Genomic DNA, 17,957 nt, shown 5'->3' with positions numbered 1-17,957 from the left:
CTCTCACACCGACTTTACTTGGCGGAGAGATCCAGCCGCTTTACCGGTTCCTCCGCCTGGTTAGACGCGTCGGCCGTCACTTCGCGCATCCACTCACGCCAGATGGCGACAAGCAGTGCCATGAGGACGGGGCCGACGAAAAGGCCGAGGAAGCCCATGGTCTTGACGCCGCCGACGAGGCCGAAGAACGTCGGCAGGAAGGGCAGCTTGATCGGGCCGCCGACAAGTCTCGGACGCAGCGTCTTGTCGACGATGAAGAGCTCCGTCGTGCCCCACACGAACAGGGCGACACCGTGGATGGGTGATCCGCTGGCGATCAGATAGGCCGACACCAGCGTGAAGCACAGCGGCGCACCGCCCGGGACGAGGGCCATGATGCCGGTAATGATGCCGAGCGTCACCGGCGAAGGCATGCCGGCCAGCCAATAGGCGACGCCGAGAACAATGCCTTCGCCGATCGCGATGATGCCCATGCCGGTCACGGTGGAGCTGATGGTGAGTGGCACCACACGAGACAGTCGTTCCCAGCGCATCGGAAAGATCTGTTCGCCGAGACGGTCGAGCTGCCGCGAAAACGATTGTCCGTCACGATAGACGAAGAACAGCGTGATCAGCATGAAGAGCAGTGTCAGGAAGGCATGAAAGGCGGAGGCGCCGATGACGAGCACGCCGCGATAGATGTTGCCGATATTCGAGCCGCTGACGAGCTGCACCAGCTCGCCGAGCGCCCCCGGATGGCCGACATATTTCACCCATTGCGCACCGAGCCAGTCGCCCGCCATGGGTATGGTTGCCAGCCAATCGGGTACCGGTGCCCCGTTCGCATTGGTCGCCACCGCCCAGACGAGCCAGTCGCGAACCTCCTGCACCGCATAGATCGCAGCGATCGAAATCGGCACGACGATGAAGGCGACCACCAGGACGATGGCGATGGTCGCGGCGAGCGTGCGGTTGCCGTTTACCGCCTGCAGCAGATGGCGGTAGATCGGCCAGCTGGCAAAGCCGATGACGACGGCAGCAAGCACCGGCACCACGAAGCCGTGGAAGAAATAAACGCCGGCGAGCAGCACCAGCACGAGCAGCCAGCGCGCCGCCGAGATTGGCAGGACCAGGGCGGAGCGTGAATGGGCCGGCTGCCCGAAGAGCCGTGGCTCCGCCGGGGGATTGTCTCGCTCGCGATTGCCCAACTGCACCTGCATTCCTCCGTCTTTTAGCAACATTACAGCAAACCCATGGCCTTGCCAGCCCATCTCCCACCGGCGGCGTTCATTCGCTTCCGCTGCCGGCCATCCGGCAAGACGTCGTATGCTTCTCGGTTTCGGTTAAGGAATGCCTGCAATACATCGTGCTGATCGAAGGCCGATTCAATTCGCTTTCATCGTGATCACTTCACTGTCGGCGCTCCGTCGCGTTCCGCCTCCTGTAGCGGAAGCACATGACAGGCAGATTTAGGCGGGATGACGTCCCTTCGCTATTTGTGTTTATTGACGTTTACGTCAAGGTCATATAAGCGGGAATACTGCTTGAAGATGCGCAGCAAAAGCAGCATCTTCGTCGGAGAGGAAGATCTGGAGGGTTTTTCTCCGCCGTGAGCACAGCCGTTCGTTGGCGACCAGAGGGAGAGAGGGCATGGCGGAAGCTAGCATGCAGCAGGCAGGGTCCAGCGGGGAAAAGATCTGGCTCAATTCCTATCCGCCGGGCGTGCCCGGCCATATCGGGCCACTTAACTATCAGTCCATCGGCGCATTCTTCGATCACGCCGTTGCGCAATATTCCTGGCGCCCTGCCTTCACCTGCATGGGCAAATCCCTGACCTTCGCCGATCTGAACGCCCATTCCGGCAGGATCGGTGCCTGGCTTCAGTCGCTGGGTCTCGCAAAGGGCGATAGGGTCGCGGTCATGCTGCCGAACATTCTGCAGAATCCGGTGATCGTCTACGGTATCCTGCGGGCCGGCTACACGGTGGTGAACGTCAATCCGCTCTATACGCCCCGCGAGCTCGAGCATCAGCTTGTCGATGCCGGCGCCAAGGCGATTTTCGTTCTGGAAAACTTCGCTCACACGGTCGAGCAGGTGGTCGCCCGCACCGCGGTCAAGCATGTGGTCGTCGCCAGCATGGGGGATATGCTCGGCATGAAGGGCCTGCTGGTCAACCTTGTCGTGCGCCGGGTGAAGAAGCTCGTGCCCGCCTGGTCGATTCCTGGGCATCTCTCCTTCAGGACGGTCCTTGCCAAAGGCGCGACACTCACGCTCAGGAACCCCAATGTCACGTCCGGGGACGTCGCATTCCTGCAATATACCGGCGGCACGACCGGCATTTCCAAGGGCGCCACTCTCACCCATGCCAATCTTCTCGCCAACATGGCGCAGATGGACATCTGGCTGAACACGGCCTTCCTGCGCAAGCCGCGACCGGAAAGCCTGACTTTCATGTGCGCGCTGCCGCTCTATCACATCTTCGCGCTGACGGTGAATTCGCTGATGGGATTGGCGCTCGGCGGCAACAACATCCTGATCCCCAATCCGCGCGACATTCCGGCCTTCGTCAAGGAACTTGGCAAATACCGGACGAACATCTTCCCAGGTCTCAATACGCTGTTCAATGCGCTGATGAACAATCCCGAGTTCCAGAAGCTCGACTTCTCCTCGCTCATCCTGACCTTCGGCGGCGGCATGGCGGTGCAGAGGCCCGTAGCGGAACGCTGGCTTCAGATGACCGGCTGCCCGATCCATGAGGGCTACGGGCTGTCGGAAACCTCACCGGTTGCCACCGCCAACCGGCTCGATACGGACGAGTTTACCGGCACCATCGGAATGCCGCTTCCCTCCACCGAAGTGGAAATTCGCGGCGACGACGGTCAGGCATTGCCGGTCGGCGAGATCGGCGAAATCTGCATCCGCGGTCCCCAGGTGATGGCCGGCTACTGGCAGCGCCCCGACGAAACGGCAAGGGCGATCTCGCCGGACGGCTTCTTTCGCACCGGCGATGTCGGTTTCATGAATGCCGCCGGGCTCGTGAAGATCGTCGACCGCAAGAAGGACATGATTCTCGTTTCCGGCTTCAACGTCTTTCCCAACGAGATCGAGGAGGTCGTGGCCACTCATCCGGGCGTTCTGGAATGCGCCGCCATCGGCGTTGCCGACCCGCATTCGGGCGAAGCCGTCAAGCTCTTCGTCGTGCGTAAGGACCAGGACCTCACGGAAGAGGACGTCAAGCGCCACTGCTCCGACAACCTCACCAATTACAAGCGCCCGAAATTCGTCGAGTTCCGCCCCGAACTGCCGAAATCGAATGTCGGCAAGATCCTGCGCAAGGACCTGCGCGGTTAGCCAGAACCAACGGAGCACCGATCGCGTTGAAGGCCGTCGGCAGGCGACCTTTTTTCGCTGCAGCGCACACTCGCCCTTGATTTGCCGCGGTTAAACCGACTAGCTATCGCAGCCAATTCCGATGCAAGGAGCCCTGCGATGAAAGCGCTTGTCGAAAGCCTGAAAGCCAGTGCACGCGAGACCGATGCAACCGATATCCGCGCCGCCTTCGCGGCCGATCCGAACCGCTTTTCCCGCTTCAGCACGAGGCTAGACGATCTCCTCTTCGACTATTCGAAATGTGCGGTGAACGACCGGGTCCTGGAAGGGCTCGAAGCGCTGGCGAAGGCAGCCGGGGTCGAGGAAAAGCGCGACGCCATGTTCCGCGGCGATATCATCAATATCACCGAGGAACGCGCCGTGCTGCACACGGCGCTCAGAAACCGAGGAAACCGACCGGTCCTCGTCGGCGGCAAGGATGTCATGCCCGACGTCAATGCCGTGCTAGAAGCAATGGGCGGCTTTGCCGAGGACGTGCGATCCGGCAGCCTGAAGGGCGCCACGGGCAGGGAGATCACCGACGTCGTCAATATCGGCATCGGTGGCTCAGACCTCGGTCCTGTAATGGCGACGCTGGCTCTTGCCCCTTTCCATGACGGCCCGCGGCTGCATTTCGTGTCCAATGTCGACGGTGCCCATATTGCCGATACGCTGAAGCTGCTCGACCCCGAAACCTCGCTCTTCATTGTCGCTTCCAAGACGTTTACGACCATCGAAACCATGACCAACGCGGCAACCGCCCGCGCCTTCATTGCCGACAAGCTCGGCGAAGCGGCCGTCGGCAATCATTTCGCGGCCGTTTCGACGGCGCTCGACAAGGTCTCCGCCTTCGGCATCGATGCGTCCCGCGTCTTCGGTTTCTGGGACTGGGTCGGCGGCCGCTATTCGATCTGGTCGGCCATCGGCCTGCCGCTGATGATTGCGATCGGCAAGAAGGATTTCGGCCGATTCCTCGACGGCGGCCATGCGATCGACGAGCATTTCCGCGGCGCACCGGTTCGCGAGAACATCCCGATGCTGCTTGGCCTCATCGGCTTCTATCATCGCACCGTGCTTGGCTATCCGTCACGGGCGATCCTGCCTTACGACCAGCGCCTTTCGCGCTTCCCCGCCTATCTGCAGCAACTCGATATGGAATCGAACGGCAAGGCCGTCACGCTCGACAGCACGCCGGTCGAATTCGCGACCGGACCGGTCGTCTGGGGAGAGCCGGGCACCAACGGGCAGCATGCCTTCTACCAGCTTATCCACCAGGGAACGGACATCATTCCCGCCGAATTCATGATCGCCGCGAACGGGCACGAAAAGACACTGCGCCACCAGCACGAACTCCTGATCGCCAACTGCCTGGCGCAATCGGAGGCGCTGATGAAGGGCCGCACGCTTGCCGAAGCAAAGGCACAGCTTACCGCCAAAGGCATGGACGAGGCCAAGGCCAACCGGATCGCGCCGCACCGCGTCTTCACCGGTAACCGGCCGTCGCTCACCTTCGTCTACGACCAGCTCGATCCTTTCGCGCTCGGCCGACTGATCGCGCTTTATGAACATCGCGTCTTCGTCGAGGGTGCGCTCTTCAACATCAACTCCTTCGACCAGTGGGGTGTCGAACTCGGCAAGGAACTCGCGACCGGCCTGCTGCCGGTGGTCGAAGGCAAAGAGAGCGCCGAAGGCCACGATTCTTCAACCGCGGGTCTCGTTGCCGCAATCCTGCAGGCGGCGCGCTGATCGGAAACGATTCGAGGCGCCGATGGTATCGGCGCCTCGTCTGGCTCTCCTGTTCGGCAATCAAAGTCCGATTTCGTGCCGCCAGGGCGGATTTGCGCCGGCGCGCGACACCGTGACGGCCGCCGCCTTGGCGCCGAGCGTCAGGGCGGCGCGAACGGCTGCCTCGTCGAGGCTCGCCACGGATTGCTTCGTCAGTCGATTGTTGAGCTTCAGCGAGGCCAGCACGCCGGCGTCGAAAGTGTCGCCGGCACCGACCGTGTCGACTACGCTCACCCGCTCTCCTGCGACTTCGACCTTATGATCGCGCGTATAGCCGACCGCGCCCTCCGCCCCCTTGGTGATCAGCACCAGCTTCGGGCCGCGCGCCAGCCATTCGGCCGCAAGTGCGTCGTGGCTTCCCTCCATGCCGAACCAGGCGAGATCCTCGTCGGAGAACTTGACGATGTCGGACATCGCCGCCATGCGGTTCATGCGAGCAAGATGGGCCTGCCGGTCCGTGATGAAGCCCGGGCGAATATTGGGGTCGAAGGAGATCACTCGCTTTTCGTGCTCCCGCCGCATCAGTGCTTCGTAGGTCGAGCCGCAGGGTTCGGGGATGAGGCTGATCGCGCCGAAATGCAACGCCTCGCAGGTATCGCCGAGCGCCGGAAGATGATCGATGGTGATCATCCGTCCGGCGGTGTTCTCGTCGAAGAAGGCATAGCTCGCATGACCATCGACAAGCCTAACGAAGGCGAGGGTCGTGTGCAGCGGCAGGGTGGCAGAGGGGCTGAAGTCGACATTCGCAGCTTTCAGCGTCTCGCGCAGTATGTCGCCGAACATGTCATCGGAAAGGCCGGTGAAGAAGCCGGTCGGAATGCCAAGGCGCCCGAGCGCGATGGCCGTGTTGAAAATCGCGCCGCCCGCATAGGGCGCAAAGGCGCTTTCCCCGGACGGCGTCTCGCGCGGCAGCATATCGATCAAGGCCTCTCCGCAGCAAACGATCATGACTGTCCCTCCCTATGGGTATTCAAATTGATTGAGCGGGCGCGGCTTTCAATTGGCCGCAAGCGCGCTGACGCCGCCATTGCGGGCCGACCAGTCGAGCGGCGCATCGAGGAAGGCCTCGACTTCGTTCAGCGTCTTCTCGTCGAAGAGCACCTGCTTACGGGCGACCGCAAGCACGTTGCGCCAGGTGGCGATGTAATGCAGGTCGACGCCCTTGGACTTCATGTTGGCACGCGCTTCCGGGAAAATGTCGTAGTAGAAGAGGGCAACGCCATGCTCGACGATACCGCCGGCCGCCCGGATCGCATCGATGAACTTGAACATCGAACCGCCCGCGGTGGTCAGGTCCTCGATCACGAGCACGCGCGCGCCCTCCGGCATGTGGCCCTCGATCTGGGCGTTGCGGCCATGCCCCTTCGGCGCCTTGCGCACGTAGATCATCGGAAGCCCGAGACGCTCGGCGAGCATCGCCGCAAAGGGAATGCCGGCGGTTTCGCCGCCCGCAACCAGGTCGAACTGCTCGAAGCCGGCCTCGCCGAGGACCGTCGCGGCGGCGAAATCCATGACCGCCGAGCGGATGCGCGGATAGGAGATCAGTTTGCGGCAGTCGATATAGACGGGGCTCGCCATGCCGGAGGCAAGCTTGTAGGGCTCGTCCGCGCGGAAGTGTACGGCCCTGATTTCCCAGAGCATCTTCGCGAGCAGTTCGGCCATCACCGCCTTGTCGGTGAACGCATTTGAAAACATGACCTCTCCTTCCGGGGCTGACCGGATGTCATCCCCTAAAAAACCGATCAGACGACGGCCCAGTGGAGCGGGAACATCGGATCGAAGACTGTGATGGGACCCGCTTCCGTCTCGATCTTGGCGGGGTAGCGAAGCCGTTCCTCCTGCTTGCGCAGCGTGATCTTCTCCTCGTTGGCAGGCAGGCCGTACCAGGCGGGGCCGTTCAGCGACGTGAAGGCCTCCAGCCGGTCGAGTGCGCCCTCTTCCTCGAAGACATGCGCCAGACAGCTCAAGGTGTTGATCGAGGTGTAGATGCCGGCACAGCCACAGGCGCACTCCTTCATGGGATCGCCGTGCGGAGCGGAATCCGTGCCGAGGAAGAAGCGCTTGTCGGCGGAAGTCGCCGCCGCCCTCAGCGCCAGCCTGTGCGTTTCGCGCTTGGCGACCGGCAGGCAGTAGTAGTGCGGCTTGATGCCGCCGACGAGAATGGCGTTGCGGTTGATGATCAGGTGATGGGTGGTGATCGAGCCGGCGAGATTGGCCTTCGACGTCATGATATAGTCGATGCCGTCCTTCGTCGTCACGTGTTCCATGGTGATCCTCAGGTCCGGCAGGCGGCGGCGAAGCGGATCGAGCACCTTCTCGATGAACACGGCCTCGCGGTCGAAGATATCGACATCCGCCGTCGTCACCTCGCCATGGACGCAGAGCGGTGCACCGATCTCGGCCATGCGCTCCAGCACCGGCATCGCCTTTTCGATGTCCCGCACGCCGCTCGACGAATTGGTCGTCGCACCAGCCGGATAGAGCTTCACCGCCTTGACGAGACCGCTCTTGAAGCCCGCTTCCACGTCGTTCGGATCGGTGGTCTCGGTGAGGTAAAGTGTCATCAGCGGCTGGAAGCGATCTCCTGCAGGTACGGCGGCGAGGATGCGCTCGCGATAGGCGGCCGCATCGGCGGACGTGACCACCGGCGGCACCAGATTGGGCATGATGATGGCGCGCGCGAAATGGCGGCTCGTGTCGGCAATGACACCGCGCAGCATGCCTCCGTCGCGAAGATGAAGATGCCAATCGTCCGGGCGTCTGATTACGAGCTCTTGCATGTCAGCGTTCTCCCGATGCTCGCGCCCGTTCGGCGCGTGCGGCGCTACAGCGCCGCGCGTCTTATTAGACGCGCAAAGGTCGCTGTGGCTCTTTGAATTGCTGCATGTCTTTGTCCATTAATCGACGTCGATTAAAGGAGACATGCAGTAGAGCGCCGGCCGATGCGCTTCAAAGGCGGTCGCTCATGTGGTGAAACCGGCGCCTCGATATCATCATTGCTCCGCCGAAGACAATGGCATCTCTCAGAAATCCCGTATCACGAGATCGACCGGCCGGCGGCTGCCGATGACGCGGCGGGCATTCGGTATATCGTTGCCGAAGGCCTTCTCGCGGGCCGGCTCGTCGCCATAGCCGTGGTCGTACCAGCGTTCGAGCAATCGCCGTTCGAGCACGTCGATACCCGGGTCGATGAAGATCGAATAATCGAAGGCGCCGGCGAGTCCGTTCCAGGGTGCCTCGTCGAGCAGCAGGTAATTGCCCTCCACGAGAATGATCCTCGTCTGCGGCGCGATGACCCTCGCCGAAGCGATCGCCAGTTCGCGGGACCGATCGAAGACCGGAACCAGCACTTCACCGTCATTGGCGCGCACGGCGGCGAGCGTCGAAACGAACGCCCGCACGTCGAAGGTCTCGGGCGATCCCTTGCGGGCGATGAGCCCCTTCTCATTGAGGACGGCATTGTCCATGTGGAAGCCGTCCATCGGAAGCACCGCGACGCATTCGCCCGCATCGGCAATCGAAGCGGCCAGGGCCTCCGAAAGCGTCGACTTGCCGGCCCCGGGCGGGCCGGCAATGGCGACAATGAAACGGCCGGCATCCGCCGCCCGTTTCAGGATTTCGTCCGTCAAGGACTGGAGGTTCATGCGGCGATCGCCTCGCCCGGAGGTGCCTTTGCGCCGGTCATGAAGGCGACCGCATCCGACATGGTGTAGTCCTTCGGATTGATGACGCAGAGGCGGCGGCCGAGGCGGTGGATGTGGATTCGATCCGCGACTTCGAAGACATGCGGCATGTTGTGCGAGATCAGGACGATCGGCAGGCCGCGGCGGCGCACGTCGAGGATCAGTTCCAGCACGCGCCGGCTTTCCTTGACACCGAGTGCGGCGGTCGGCTCGTCCATGATGACGACCTTCGACCCGAAGGCGGCCGCACGGGCGACGGCGACGCCCTGGCGTTGGCCACCCGAAAGCGTCTCCACCGCCTGGTTGATGTTCTGAATGGTCATCAGGCCAAGCTCGGAGAGTTTGGCGCGCGCCTGTTTTTCCATCGCCGCCCGATCGAGCGAGCGGAACCAACTGCCCATGATTCCTGGTTTGCGGATCTCGCGGCCGAGGAACATGTTGTCGGCGATGGAGAGCGCCGGCGACAGGGCAAGGTTCTGGTAGACCGTCTCGATGCCGGCATTCCGCGCGTCCATCGGCGAGCGGAAATGGACGGGCTTGCCTTCGAGGCGGATCTCGCCCTCGTCCGGCGTGACCGCGCCGGAGATCGCTTTGATCATGGAGGACTTGCCGGCGCCATTGTCGCCGATCACGGCCAGGATTTCACCCGGGTAGAGATCGAAATCGGCGTGGTCGAGAGCGGTCACTCGGCCGTAGCGCTTGACGAGACCGCGGGCTGTGAGAATGGGTTCCTGTGCCATCACGCTGCTACCTTTCTGATCCACTGGTCGATTGCAACGGCGGTGATGATCAGCAAGCCGATCAACAGATAAGTCCATTGCGGATCGGTCCCCATCAGCCGAAGCCCAAGGGAGAAGACGCCGACGATCAGCGCGCCGAAGAGCATGCCGAGAATGGAGCCGCGTCCGCCGAAGAGCGAGATGCCACCGATCACCACAGCGGTGATCGATTCGATGTTGGCGAACTGGCCTGCGGTCGGCGAGACTGAGCCGATGCGGCCAATGAGGGTCCAGCCGGCAAGGGCGCAGATCAGTCCCGACAGCGTGTAGACGGTGACGAGCATGCGCTTGACGTCGACGCCGGCCAGCTTGGCCGCCTCCGGGTCATCGCCGACCGCATAGACGTAACGGCCCCAGGCGGTGCGATTGAGGACGTACCAGAGCAGCGAGACGAGAAGCACCATGGCGATGACGCCATAGGTGAAGACCGCATTGCCAATGCGAATGTTCTGGCCGAAAAACTGCAGGATCGGCGCGTTGGCAGAGATATCCTGGGAACGGATCGTCTCGTTGGCCGAGTAGAGGAAGTTGGACGCGAGCACGATCTGCCACATGCCGAGCGTGACGATAAAAGGCGGCAGCTTCATGCGCGCGACGAGCATGCCGTTGATGTAGCCGCAGAGTGCGCCAACGCCGAGGCCACAGAGAACCGACAGCGTCGGCGGCAGTCCGTAGCGGAAGGTGAACTGCCCCATGATGACGGACGAGAGCACCATGATGGCGCCGACTGAGAGGTCGATGCCCGCCGTCAGCACGACGAGCGTCTGGGCCGCCCCGACGATACCGACGATCGCTACTTGCTGGAGGATCAGCGTCATCGAGAAGGCGGAGAAGAACTTGCCTCCGAGAATGGCGCCGAACGCCGCCAGCGACAGGACCAGCACGATCAGCGGCACGGCGGCCGGGCTGGAATGAAGGAAGTGCTGGAGCTTCTGGAGCGGCGTCTTGTCGTGCGTATCGAAGGACGCCACCTCCGTCGAACTGTTAACCAGGACCTTTTCGAATTCCTGGGATGGCTGTGCGGCTGTGTTTGGCTCGCTCATGGAGATTCCTCCCGTGAACCCCACTCCCAAAGGGGGTCGCATTGCTTCAGGATGCGCGGCCCCCGGTCATCGCGGCGAGGTTCGGAACTTTGCCGATCTCGATGGCATGACCGAAGAAGCCGGAGCGGGACGCAAGCGGAAACGCTTTGCAAGTTCCTCCATCCCGCCCCACAAAAGTTGCCCAGGTCTTACGGCTTGTCAAAGACTTGGTGCTTACGCGAAGGGCGGCTGGCAGCCGCCCCTCTCTGAGATGCTTCGATCCGAAATCGAGGGGCGATCAACCCCAGCATTTCTCCATGCCTTCCTTGGTGTCGATCGACTCGACGCCAGAGGCCGGCTTATCGGTGACGAGCGCAACGCCGGTGTCAAAGAAGTTCTTTCCTTCGGTCGGGGCCGGCTTCTCGCCGGTATCTGCAAACTTCTTGATCGCCTCGATCCCCAGCGCCGCCATCATCAGCGGGTACTGTTGCGACGTCGCGCCGATGACGCCTTCGGCGACGTTCTTGACACCCGGGCAACCACCATCGACGGAAACGATCAGCACGTCGCTCTCGCGACCGACCGCCTTCAGCGCCTCATAGGCACCAGCGGCAGCCGGCTCGTTAATCGTATGGACGACATTGATGGTCGGGTCCTTCTGCAGAAGGTTCTCCATCGCGGTACGCCCGCCCTCTTCGTTGCCGTTGGTGACATCATGGCCGACGATGCGCGGATCGTCCTCGTCGCCGATCTTGTTCGGATCCTTGGGGTCGATGCCGAAGCCGATCATGAAGCCCTGATCGCGCAGAACGTCGACGGAGGGCTGCGCCGGCGTCAGATCGAGGAAGGCGACGCGAGCATCCTTGGCGGCATCGCCGAGCGTTGCGGCCGCCCACTGGCCGATCAGCTTGCCGGCAAGCAGGTTATCGGTCGCGAAGGTGGCGTCGGCGGCATCGATCGGCTCGAGCGGCGTGTCGAGCGCAATGACCAGAAGACCGGCGTCGCGCGCCTTCTGCACGCTCGGCACGATGCCCTTGGTGTCGGACGCGGTAAGCAGGATACCCTTGGCGCCATCGGCTATGCAGGTCTCGATTGCGGCAACCTGGCTTTCGGAATCACCGTCGATCTTGCCGGCATAGGACTTGAGCGTGACGCCGAGTTCCTGAGCCTTGGCGGTCGCACCTTCCTTCATCTTTACGAAAAAGGGATTGGTGTCGGTCTTGGTGATAAGGCAGGCGGAAACATCGGCCGCTTGAGACGGCGTGGCGAAGGCAACGCCGAGAGCAAGCGCGCCCATGGCAGCAGACAGTACAGTTTTCTTCATAAAACCCTCCCAAGGTTTTGAACATGCCGGCGCACCGGCTCCGGGCTTCGCCATCGCAGTTTCTCCTCCGCGAGCGGCGCTTCCGACGATCACTCAAACACCAAATCTCGGGAGTGTCAATAAATAAATCAAATTGAATTATTATCTGGATGTGGCATGCTGCGAAGGGCTGGCCGGACTCGAGCTCGCGGGTGAGGCGAGCACGAAACGCGCAGATGAAGAAAAAGGAGGCGTTTTGGGCGGGTGCCGTTTGGCGAAGCCTCAATGCCTTGAAAAGATCGCGTGATTCTCAGTTGCCCGATTTGAGGATCGTGCTGCCGACGGGAGGAGACCGTGGCATGTCAGTGACAGGAGATCCCCTCGGGGGGGCCTTACAGCCGGATGTGATCGACCCGAGCGGCGGGGCGAACCAGACGCGCGTGCGTGCCTATAACGAGCGGCTGGTCATGTCGCTGGTGCGTCGCCACGGCAGCCTTTCGAAGGCGGAGATCGCGCGCCGTTCCGGGCTGTCGGCGCAAACCGTCTCCGTCATCATGCGGGCGCTCGAAGCGGACGGCTTGCTCATCCGCGGCGATCCCGTGCGCGGGCGTGTCGGCCAGCCCTCGATCCCAATGCGCCTCAACCCCGATGCGGTGTTTTCCTTCGGCGTCAAGATCGGCCGGCGCAGCACCGATCTGGTGCTGATGGATTTCGTCGGATCGATTCGGCTGCATCTTCACCAGATCCATGCCTACCCGCTGCCCGCGGACCTGGTCGCCTTCATCATCGACGGTACGGAGAAGCTGCAGGCGCAGCTCAAGCCGGATGAGCGCAAGCGCATTGCCGGCATTGGCATCGCCACGCCCTTCGAACTCTGGAACTGGGCCGAGGAGGTCGGCGCGCCGCGCGAAGCGATGGACAAGTGGCGCGATTTCGACCTGACTGCGGCGGTCTCTGGCAGGAGTCGATATCCGGTCTTCCTGCAGAACGACGGCACCAGCGCCTGCGGTGCGGAACTCGCTTTCGGCGTCGGCGCCAATTATCCGGACTTCGTCTATTTCTATATCGGCTCGTTCATTGGCGGTGGCGTCGTCATCAATTCCGCCCTGTTCTCCGGCCGCACCGGCACTGCCGGTGCCGTCGGTCCGCTGCCGGTTTCCGGCAAGGACGGCAGGACGACGCAATTGCTGAAAATCGCCTCGGTTTTCGTACTCGAGAAGCTTCTGCGCGAACATGGCGTCGATCCGAAGCCGCTCTGGTACTCGGCGGACGACTGGATCGACTTCGGCGAACCGCTCGAAATCTGGATTCAGGATTCGGCGGCCGCTCTCGCCCAGGCCGTCGTGTCGGCCGCCTCGATCATCGACTTCTCCGCCGCCGTGATCGACGGCGGCTTCCCGCCATGGGTGAAGTCACGGCTCCTTGCGGCGACGCGCAAGGCGCTCAAGACGCTCGACCTGCAGGGCGTGACGGTTCCCGACCTCGTCGAGGGCGCGGTTGGAAGCCACGCCCGGGCGATCGGCGGCGCGAGCCTGCCGCTCTTTTCACGCTACCTGCTCGACACCAATGTTCTCTTCAAGGAGCTTTGAACAGACCATGTTGATCTCGAAACGAAAGGCACCCGGCCGATGTTAAAAGGAATCGACCCCATCCTCAGCCCGGAATTGCTTTCGGCGCTGAGGGCGATGGGGCACGGCGACGAAATCGCCCTCGTCGACGGCAACTATCCGGGACAGGAGCATGCGCGCCGGCTGGTGCGGCTCGATGGGCATCACCTGATCCGCGTTCTCGATGCCATCTTGAGCGTTCTACCAATCGACGATTTCGTGCCCGAAGCGATCTTCCGCGCGACCGTCGGGCAGGACAAGGAGGTGCTCGACGCGGTGCATCGGGACATCATCGAGTGCTGCCGCAGGCATGAGCCGGACCGGCCGGTCGTGCCACTCCTCGGCGCCGACTTCTATCCGCGGGTGAAGGCTGCCCATACCGTTGTGCAGACGAGCGAACCGCGGCTCTACGGCAATGTCATCCTGCGCAAAGGCGTGATTTACCCGAGCAGATGACAAAAAACCCGCCGGAGTCGCCGGCGGGTTCTTCTTCCGATAGTGGCTCAGGCACTCAGGCGGTCACGAGCGATTTGCCGAAGCGCGCGTCGATGGAGAAGGCGCCGGGACCAAATCCGGCCAGCACGAGGAAGGCGCCGGCGATCGTGATGTTCTTCATCATCATGATCTGGTTGAAGAGCGACAACAAGCCGTTTGCAGCATCAGGGAAACCCGGAATGTTGATGGCGCTGCCATGAAACACGAAGGCGGTGACCAGGCAGAAAGCGGCGAGCAGGTAAGAGGCGATCCGCGTCTGGAAGCCGACGAGGACGGCAAGGCCTGCGGCCAATTCGAAGACGCCGGCGAGATAGGCGAGCAGGGTCGCCGCCGGCCATCCGGCATTGGTGATCATGCCGGCGGTTCCGGACGGATCGCCGAGCTTGCCGAAGCCGGAGGTGATGAAGATGATCGAGAGAAGAATGCGCCCGATGAGGACGATGACATTCGGGGACATGCGCGAGGCTCCTGTTGGAAACAAGTTGGCAACAGAAGTACCAGCATTTTCCGATTGATCTAGCCGCCGCCACGGAAACAGATCGTTCACCCCACGAAGACAGACGCGTGCTTTCGTCAACACGCGGGATCTCCCCCGGCGCTGACGTGCTTTTTCTATTGCAAGAGAGGACGACACCATAAAGAATCGCCGCGCGTACGCACGGCAGCGGACACGCACGGGGGAATCTCATGGCCGAAGTTAACCGGAGTCCCGCTTTCTGGCGGTCCTTCCCGATATTCGAAGAGTTTGACAGGGACACGCTTTGCGAACTTGCCGATCTCGCCAGCTATCGGAAATGGGCCGCGGGCACCGTCATTTTCCAGCGTGGCGACGAGGGCAACTACATGATTGTCGTCGTTTCCGGACGGATCAAGATCTCGCTGTTCACGCCCCAGGGCCGCGAGCTCATACTACGCCAGCACGAGGCCGGTGCGCTCTTCGGCGAAATGGCCGTGCTCGACGACCAGCCACGCTCGGCGGATGCCACCGCGGTCACCGCCGCCGAAGGCTATGTGATCGGCAAGAAGGATTTCGTCGGCCTGATCACGCGAAGGCCCAAATCGGCCGAGGCCGTAATCCGCTTCCTCTGTGCACAATTGCGCGATACGACCGAGAGGCTGGAGACGATCGCGCTCTACGATCTCAACGCCCGCGTTGCGCGCTTCTTCCTGGCGACGCTGAGACAGATCCATGGCAATGAGCTGCCCGAAAGCGCCAATCTCCGCCTGGCACTCAGCCAGACCGATATTGCATCGATTCTCGGTGCGAGCCGGCCCAAGGTGAACCGGGCTATCTTGTGGCTCGAGGAGAACGGCGCCCTCAGCCGCTCGGACGGGATCGTCTCCTGCAATATCGAGCGCCTGCTGAACATAGCCGATCCGGAGGAGGACTAGGCCGTTTGAGCCGGACACGCTGGCTGCATCATCGCTCCAGCCCGCTTGCAGGCGGGATCATCGCGAGCCTCTCGGCGGCGGTCATGCTCTACCTCTATGCGGAGGCCGTGTTCGGTACCCAGCGCGAGCTCTTCTTCGACAGTCTCACCCAGATGGTCGCCTCGCCCCGTTCACCGGGGATCGTCGTCATCGATATCGATCGCGAGGCATATGAAACGAGCGCAGGCTCCTGGGACAGGGCCGCGACCGCCAGCCTTCTCATGCACCTTGCGGCAACCGGGGCGCAGACGATCGCCGTCGACTTCGTCTTCAGTTCCGACTGCGATCCGGCCGCGCCCGGCAATCGGGCGCTTGCTTCGGCGATCGGCGACGCGCCGGTTGTCCTGGGCTTCCTGGCTGCCGAGCACGTGCTGGAACGCCCGCGACCCGTTCCGCCACTCGCCCTGCAGCGGCCGCTCGCGGTTCCCGGGACCTGGTTCATTCAAGGCGCGGAAACCTCCTGTCCCGCATTCATGGAACGGTCGAAGGCGGCGACCGCCGCGTTTCTCGTCGGCGACAAGGACGCGCGTGTCCGGCGCACGCAGGCCTTCGCCATCCTCGGAAACAACGCCTATCCGGCTCTCGGCATCGAAGCGGGCCGGCTCGCCGCCGGAAGCAGCACACCGGTGCTCGGCGGAGAACCCGCATGGCTCCGGCTCGACCACGCCGTCATTCCCCTCGACGAGAGCGGCAATCTTCGCTTCGTCGCCAGTTCGCAGGAGACGATTGCCGCACGCACGCTGTCGGCGGCCGAGATCATGGCTGACCGGATCGAGGAAAGCCGGCTTGCCGGCAAGCTCGTGTTCATCGGCAGCAGCGTGCCGAGCCTCGGCGGGTTAAGACCGACCGCTTCCATGCCGCTCGAGCCATCGGTGCAAATCCATGCCGACGTCGCAAATGCGATCATGACGGGCTTTGTACCCTATCGCGGCGGCGGCCTGCCGTTTTACGAGGCGCTGTTCAGCTTCGCCGCCGGCGTTCTCGCCGCCTATGGCGCAACGAAGCTCCGCCCCTTGGCGGCGCTCGCATCCGCCTTCATCGGCATCGTTGCCGTCACCGCCGGCGTCGGCGCCATCTACGCGGCAACCGGCTTGCTCGTCGATGCACTCAGCATTTCGGCGGCCCTGTCGGCGGTCCTCGTCGTCACAAGCGCGCTGCAGCTTGGCCGCGTGCGCCGTGCAGAGGCGCTCGCCCGGCAGAAATTCTCGCAATATCTGCCGCAGTCCGTGGTGGCCCGCTATATCGATGAACCGGACAATGGCCGCGTCGCGGGCGAAGAACGCGTCGTGACCGCCCTCTTCACCGATATCGAGGGCTTCTCGGCGTTGTCGCAAAAGCTCGCCCCGCGCGACCTCGTGGCACTGCTCGACATCTATTTCGCCGAGGTGAATGCGCTCGTCTCCCGCCATGGCGGCATGGTCGACAAGGTGGTGGGCGATGCGGTGCACGCCCTATTCAATGCGCCGGAGGATCTGAAGGACCACGTCGACGCGGCAGTCGCCTGCGCGCTGGCCATTCACGCTCTGACGGAGGAGATGCGCAAGCGGCCGCAATTCGCAAAACAGGGGTTCGGCCGGACGCGCATCGGCATAGAGACGGGGCCGGCGGTGCTCGGGGAAGTCGGTGCTGGCGGAAAACTGGATTACACGGCCCATGGCGACGCCGTGAATCTCGCCGCCCGGCTTCAGGAGGCGAACAAGTTCCTCGGAACTGCGATCTGCATCGGCCCGGCCGCCGCCGGGGAATGCAGCATCGCAATGCAATCCCTCGGCCAGCACGACATCCGGGGCTTCGGCACCATGGAACTTTTCACGGTCCCTACGGCGACGCGCGGAGGCATGCAGTGGTCTCGCGGGCCGCTACCGTGACCCGACGCTTGCATAGGCTTCGCGAATGCGCGCCTGCCCCCAGCGCGTCGGCACACTCGCAGGCGCGCCGGGCCGCTCGAAATCCACGCCCTCGCCAGCGGAGACCGTCCGCACGGCGCCGCCGCCTCGGACCGTGACAGCGCCGTACTCGACGAAGACGGCGAAGGCGGCCGAGCGGCTGGGGCCGCAGAAGAATTTTGTGCCGCGCACGCCGATCATGCCAAAGGCGGTCCGCACCGCCAGGTCGATCCTCGGCGCCCCCTCCGGCCGCTCGAAGACCATGCGGCCGACCCCGAGTTCCAGCGTTCCGCCCTTGCCGGCGATGAAGCGGTCGATCAGGAGTTCCGTCTGCGGCCCCAGCAGGATGCGCGTCTCACTGAGCGCAAGATCGGCAAAGCTGTTGATGCTGGTGGCGACATAGTCCCGGTCGAGAACGGCGCCGCCTGCGGCAAGCCGCTCCTCCTCTACACCTTGACGACGACGAACATTCCCGCGAATTCTCTGCGCCTTGCCGATCACCGCTGCCTGCGCCGCCGGAAATCCGCCGGCGAGGCCGACGAGGAGTGCGCCGCCGAGTAATGCGCGCCTTGCGAAATATCGGTGCCGCATCGATTTCCCCGCCGCCTCATCGCAGCG

16 protein-coding genes are annotated in these 17,957 nt (G+C 63.1%); 6 read left to right on the top strand and 10 right to left on the bottom strand.

Annotation, left to right across the window (positions count from 1 at the left end):
* Positions 1 to 14: 14 nt before the first annotated feature.
* Complete coding sequence (locus AC4P1R_RS00515) at positions 15 to 1,193, bottom strand: AI-2E family transporter (protein ID WP_069460001.1); 1,179 nt, start codon at positions 1,191 to 1,193, stop codon at positions 15 to 17.
* Positions 1,194 to 1,629: 436 nt separating this feature from the next.
* On the opposite strand from AC4P1R_RS00515, the gene AC4P1R_RS00510 reads away from it, so the two are divergent.
* Together AC4P1R_RS00510 and pgi are read left to right on the top strand one after the other, a co-directional pair.
* Complete coding sequence (locus AC4P1R_RS00510; protein WP_069459607.1) at positions 1,630 to 3,330, top strand: long-chain fatty acid--CoA ligase; 1,701 nt, start codon at positions 1,630 to 1,632, stop codon at positions 3,328 to 3,330.
* A gap of 138 nt (positions 3,331 to 3,468) precedes the next feature.
* The gene (pgi, locus tag AC4P1R_RS00505; protein ID WP_069459608.1) at positions 3,469 to 5,094 is read left to right on the top strand and encodes a glucose-6-phosphate isomerase; all 1,626 of its coding nucleotides are present in this window, start codon (positions 3,469 to 3,471) and stop codon (positions 5,092 to 5,094) included.
* A 60-nt stretch (positions 5,095 to 5,154) separates the two neighbouring features.
* Here the strand turns inward: pgi and AC4P1R_RS00500 are convergent, their stop codons facing one another.
* The 7 genes from AC4P1R_RS00500 to AC4P1R_RS00470 all read right to left on the bottom strand — a co-directional run bounded on the left by AC4P1R_RS00500 (position 5,155) and on the right by AC4P1R_RS00470 (position 11,941).
* On the bottom strand, positions 5,155 to 6,081 hold the full coding sequence (locus AC4P1R_RS00500; protein ID WP_492177280.1) for a carbohydrate kinase family protein: 927 nt from the start codon (positions 6,079 to 6,081) through the stop codon (positions 5,155 to 5,157).
* A gap of 48 nt (positions 6,082 to 6,129) precedes the next feature.
* Positions 6,130 to 6,828 carry an orotate phosphoribosyltransferase gene (locus AC4P1R_RS00495; RefSeq protein WP_069459610.1) on the bottom strand — a complete coding sequence of 233 codons (699 nt, stop codon included), beginning with the start codon at positions 6,826 to 6,828 and terminating at the stop codon, positions 6,130 to 6,132.
* A 47-nt stretch (positions 6,829 to 6,875) separates the two neighbouring features.
* Entirely contained in the window at positions 6,876 to 7,913 is a 1,038-nt protein-coding gene (gene pyrC / locus AC4P1R_RS00490) for a dihydroorotase (RefSeq protein WP_151610775.1), read from the bottom strand.
* 243 nt (positions 7,914 to 8,156) lie between these two features.
* Entirely contained in the window at positions 8,157 to 8,777 is a 621-nt protein-coding gene (locus AC4P1R_RS00485) for a nucleoside triphosphate hydrolase (RefSeq protein ID WP_069459612.1), read from the bottom strand.
* Positions 8,774 to 9,556: an ATP-binding cassette domain-containing protein gene (locus tag AC4P1R_RS00480; RefSeq protein WP_069459613.1), complete on the bottom strand. Its 783-nt coding sequence runs from the start codon at positions 9,554 to 9,556 to the stop codon at positions 8,774 to 8,776. The genes AC4P1R_RS00485 and AC4P1R_RS00480 overlap by 4 nt, the downstream gene beginning before the upstream one ends.
* Positions 9,556 to 10,638 carry an ABC transporter permease gene (locus tag AC4P1R_RS00475; protein WP_069459614.1) on the bottom strand — a complete coding sequence of 361 codons (1,083 nt, stop codon included), beginning with the start codon at positions 10,636 to 10,638 and terminating at the stop codon, positions 9,556 to 9,558. The genes AC4P1R_RS00480 and AC4P1R_RS00475 overlap by 1 nt, the downstream gene beginning before the upstream one ends.
* A 277-nt stretch (positions 10,639 to 10,915) precedes the next feature.
* The gene (locus tag AC4P1R_RS00470; RefSeq protein WP_069459615.1) at positions 10,916 to 11,941 is read right to left on the bottom strand and encodes a sugar ABC transporter substrate-binding protein; all 1,026 of its coding nucleotides are present in this window, start codon (positions 11,939 to 11,941) and stop codon (positions 10,916 to 10,918) included.
* Between the two features lie 338 nt (positions 11,942 to 12,279).
* Here AC4P1R_RS00470 and AC4P1R_RS00465 point away from each other — a divergent pair, with 338 nt between their 5' ends.
* Positions 12,280 to 13,509, top strand: coding sequence for an ROK family transcriptional regulator (locus AC4P1R_RS00465; protein ID WP_492177278.1), 1,230 nt, complete (start codon positions 12,280 to 12,282; stop codon positions 13,507 to 13,509).
* 39 nt (positions 13,510 to 13,548) lie between these two features.
* Positions 13,549 to 13,983, top strand: a complete 435-nt coding sequence (locus AC4P1R_RS00460; protein ID WP_069459616.1) for an RbsD/FucU family protein — start codon at positions 13,549 to 13,551, stop codon at positions 13,981 to 13,983.
* Positions 13,984 to 14,038: 55 nt separating this feature from the next.
* Here AC4P1R_RS00460 and AC4P1R_RS00455 read toward each other — a convergent pair whose 3' ends face one another.
* A complete protein-coding gene (locus AC4P1R_RS00455; RefSeq protein ID WP_069459617.1) occupies positions 14,039 to 14,479 on the bottom strand; it encodes a DoxX family protein in 441 nt (146 codons plus the stop codon).
* 230 nt (positions 14,480 to 14,709) lie between these two features.
* On the opposite strand from AC4P1R_RS00455, the gene AC4P1R_RS00450 reads away from it, so the two are divergent.
* On the top strand, positions 14,710 to 15,414 hold the full coding sequence (locus AC4P1R_RS00450) for a Crp/Fnr family transcriptional regulator (protein ID WP_069459618.1): 705 nt from the start codon (positions 14,710 to 14,712) through the stop codon (positions 15,412 to 15,414).
* 23 nt (positions 15,415 to 15,437) lie between these two features.
* A complete protein-coding gene (locus tag AC4P1R_RS00445; RefSeq protein ID WP_069460003.1) occupies positions 15,438 to 17,321 on the top strand; it encodes a CHASE2 domain-containing protein in 1,884 nt (627 codons plus the stop codon).
* Here the strand turns inward: AC4P1R_RS00445 and AC4P1R_RS00440 are convergent.
* Positions 17,313 to 17,930, bottom strand: coding sequence for a FecR family protein (locus AC4P1R_RS00440; RefSeq protein WP_069459619.1), 618 nt, complete (start codon positions 17,928 to 17,930; stop codon positions 17,313 to 17,315). The two genes, AC4P1R_RS00445 and AC4P1R_RS00440, sit on opposite strands and share 9 nt — an antisense overlap.
* Positions 17,931 to 17,957 lie beyond the last annotated feature (27 nt).

It is taken from the genome of Sinorhizobium sp. Y406, from assembly GCF_058732025.1.
The sequence above is the reverse complement of the archived record's forward strand: the minus strand, read 5'-3'. Positions and strand labels throughout refer to the sequence as shown.

Coding starts and splice junctions, on each gene's coding strand:
- AC4P1R_RS00510 (WP_069459607.1), top strand. CDS start 1,630: ATGGCGGAAGCTAGCATGCAGCAGGCAGGGTCCAGCGGGGAAAAGATC.
- pgi (WP_069459608.1), top strand. CDS start 3,469: ATGAAAGCGCTTGTCGAAAGCCTGAAAGCCAGTGCACGCGAGACCGAT.
- AC4P1R_RS00500 (WP_492177280.1), bottom strand. CDS start 6,081: ATGATCGTTTGCTGCGGAGAGGCCTTGATCGATATGCTGCCGCGCGAG.
- AC4P1R_RS00495 (WP_069459610.1), bottom strand. CDS start 6,828: ATGTTTTCAAATGCGTTCACCGACAAGGCGGTGATGGCCGAACTGCTC.
- pyrC (WP_151610775.1), bottom strand. CDS start 7,913: ATGCAAGAGCTCGTAATCAGACGCCCGGACGATTGGCATCTTCATCTT.
- AC4P1R_RS00485 (WP_069459612.1), bottom strand. CDS start 8,777: ATGAACCTCCAGTCCTTGACGGACGAAATCCTGAAACGGGCGGCGGAT.
- AC4P1R_RS00480 (WP_069459613.1), bottom strand. CDS start 9,556: ATGGCACAGGAACCCATTCTCACAGCCCGCGGTCTCGTCAAGCGCTAC.
- AC4P1R_RS00475 (WP_069459614.1), bottom strand. CDS start 10,638: ATGAGCGAGCCAAACACAGCCGCACAGCCATCCCAGGAATTCGAAAAG.
- AC4P1R_RS00470 (WP_069459615.1), bottom strand. CDS start 11,941: ATGAAGAAAACTGTACTGTCTGCTGCCATGGGCGCGCTTGCTCTCGGC.
- AC4P1R_RS00465 (WP_492177278.1), top strand. CDS start 12,280: ATGTCAGTGACAGGAGATCCCCTCGGGGGGGCCTTACAGCCGGATGTG.
- AC4P1R_RS00460 (WP_069459616.1), top strand. CDS start 13,549: ATGTTAAAAGGAATCGACCCCATCCTCAGCCCGGAATTGCTTTCGGCG.
- AC4P1R_RS00455 (WP_069459617.1), bottom strand. CDS start 14,479: ATGTCCCCGAATGTCATCGTCCTCATCGGGCGCATTCTTCTCTCGATC.
- AC4P1R_RS00450 (WP_069459618.1), top strand. CDS start 14,710: ATGGCCGAAGTTAACCGGAGTCCCGCTTTCTGGCGGTCCTTCCCGATA.
- AC4P1R_RS00440 (WP_069459619.1), bottom strand. CDS start 17,930: ATGCGGCACCGATATTTCGCAAGGCGCGCATTACTCGGCGGCGCACTC.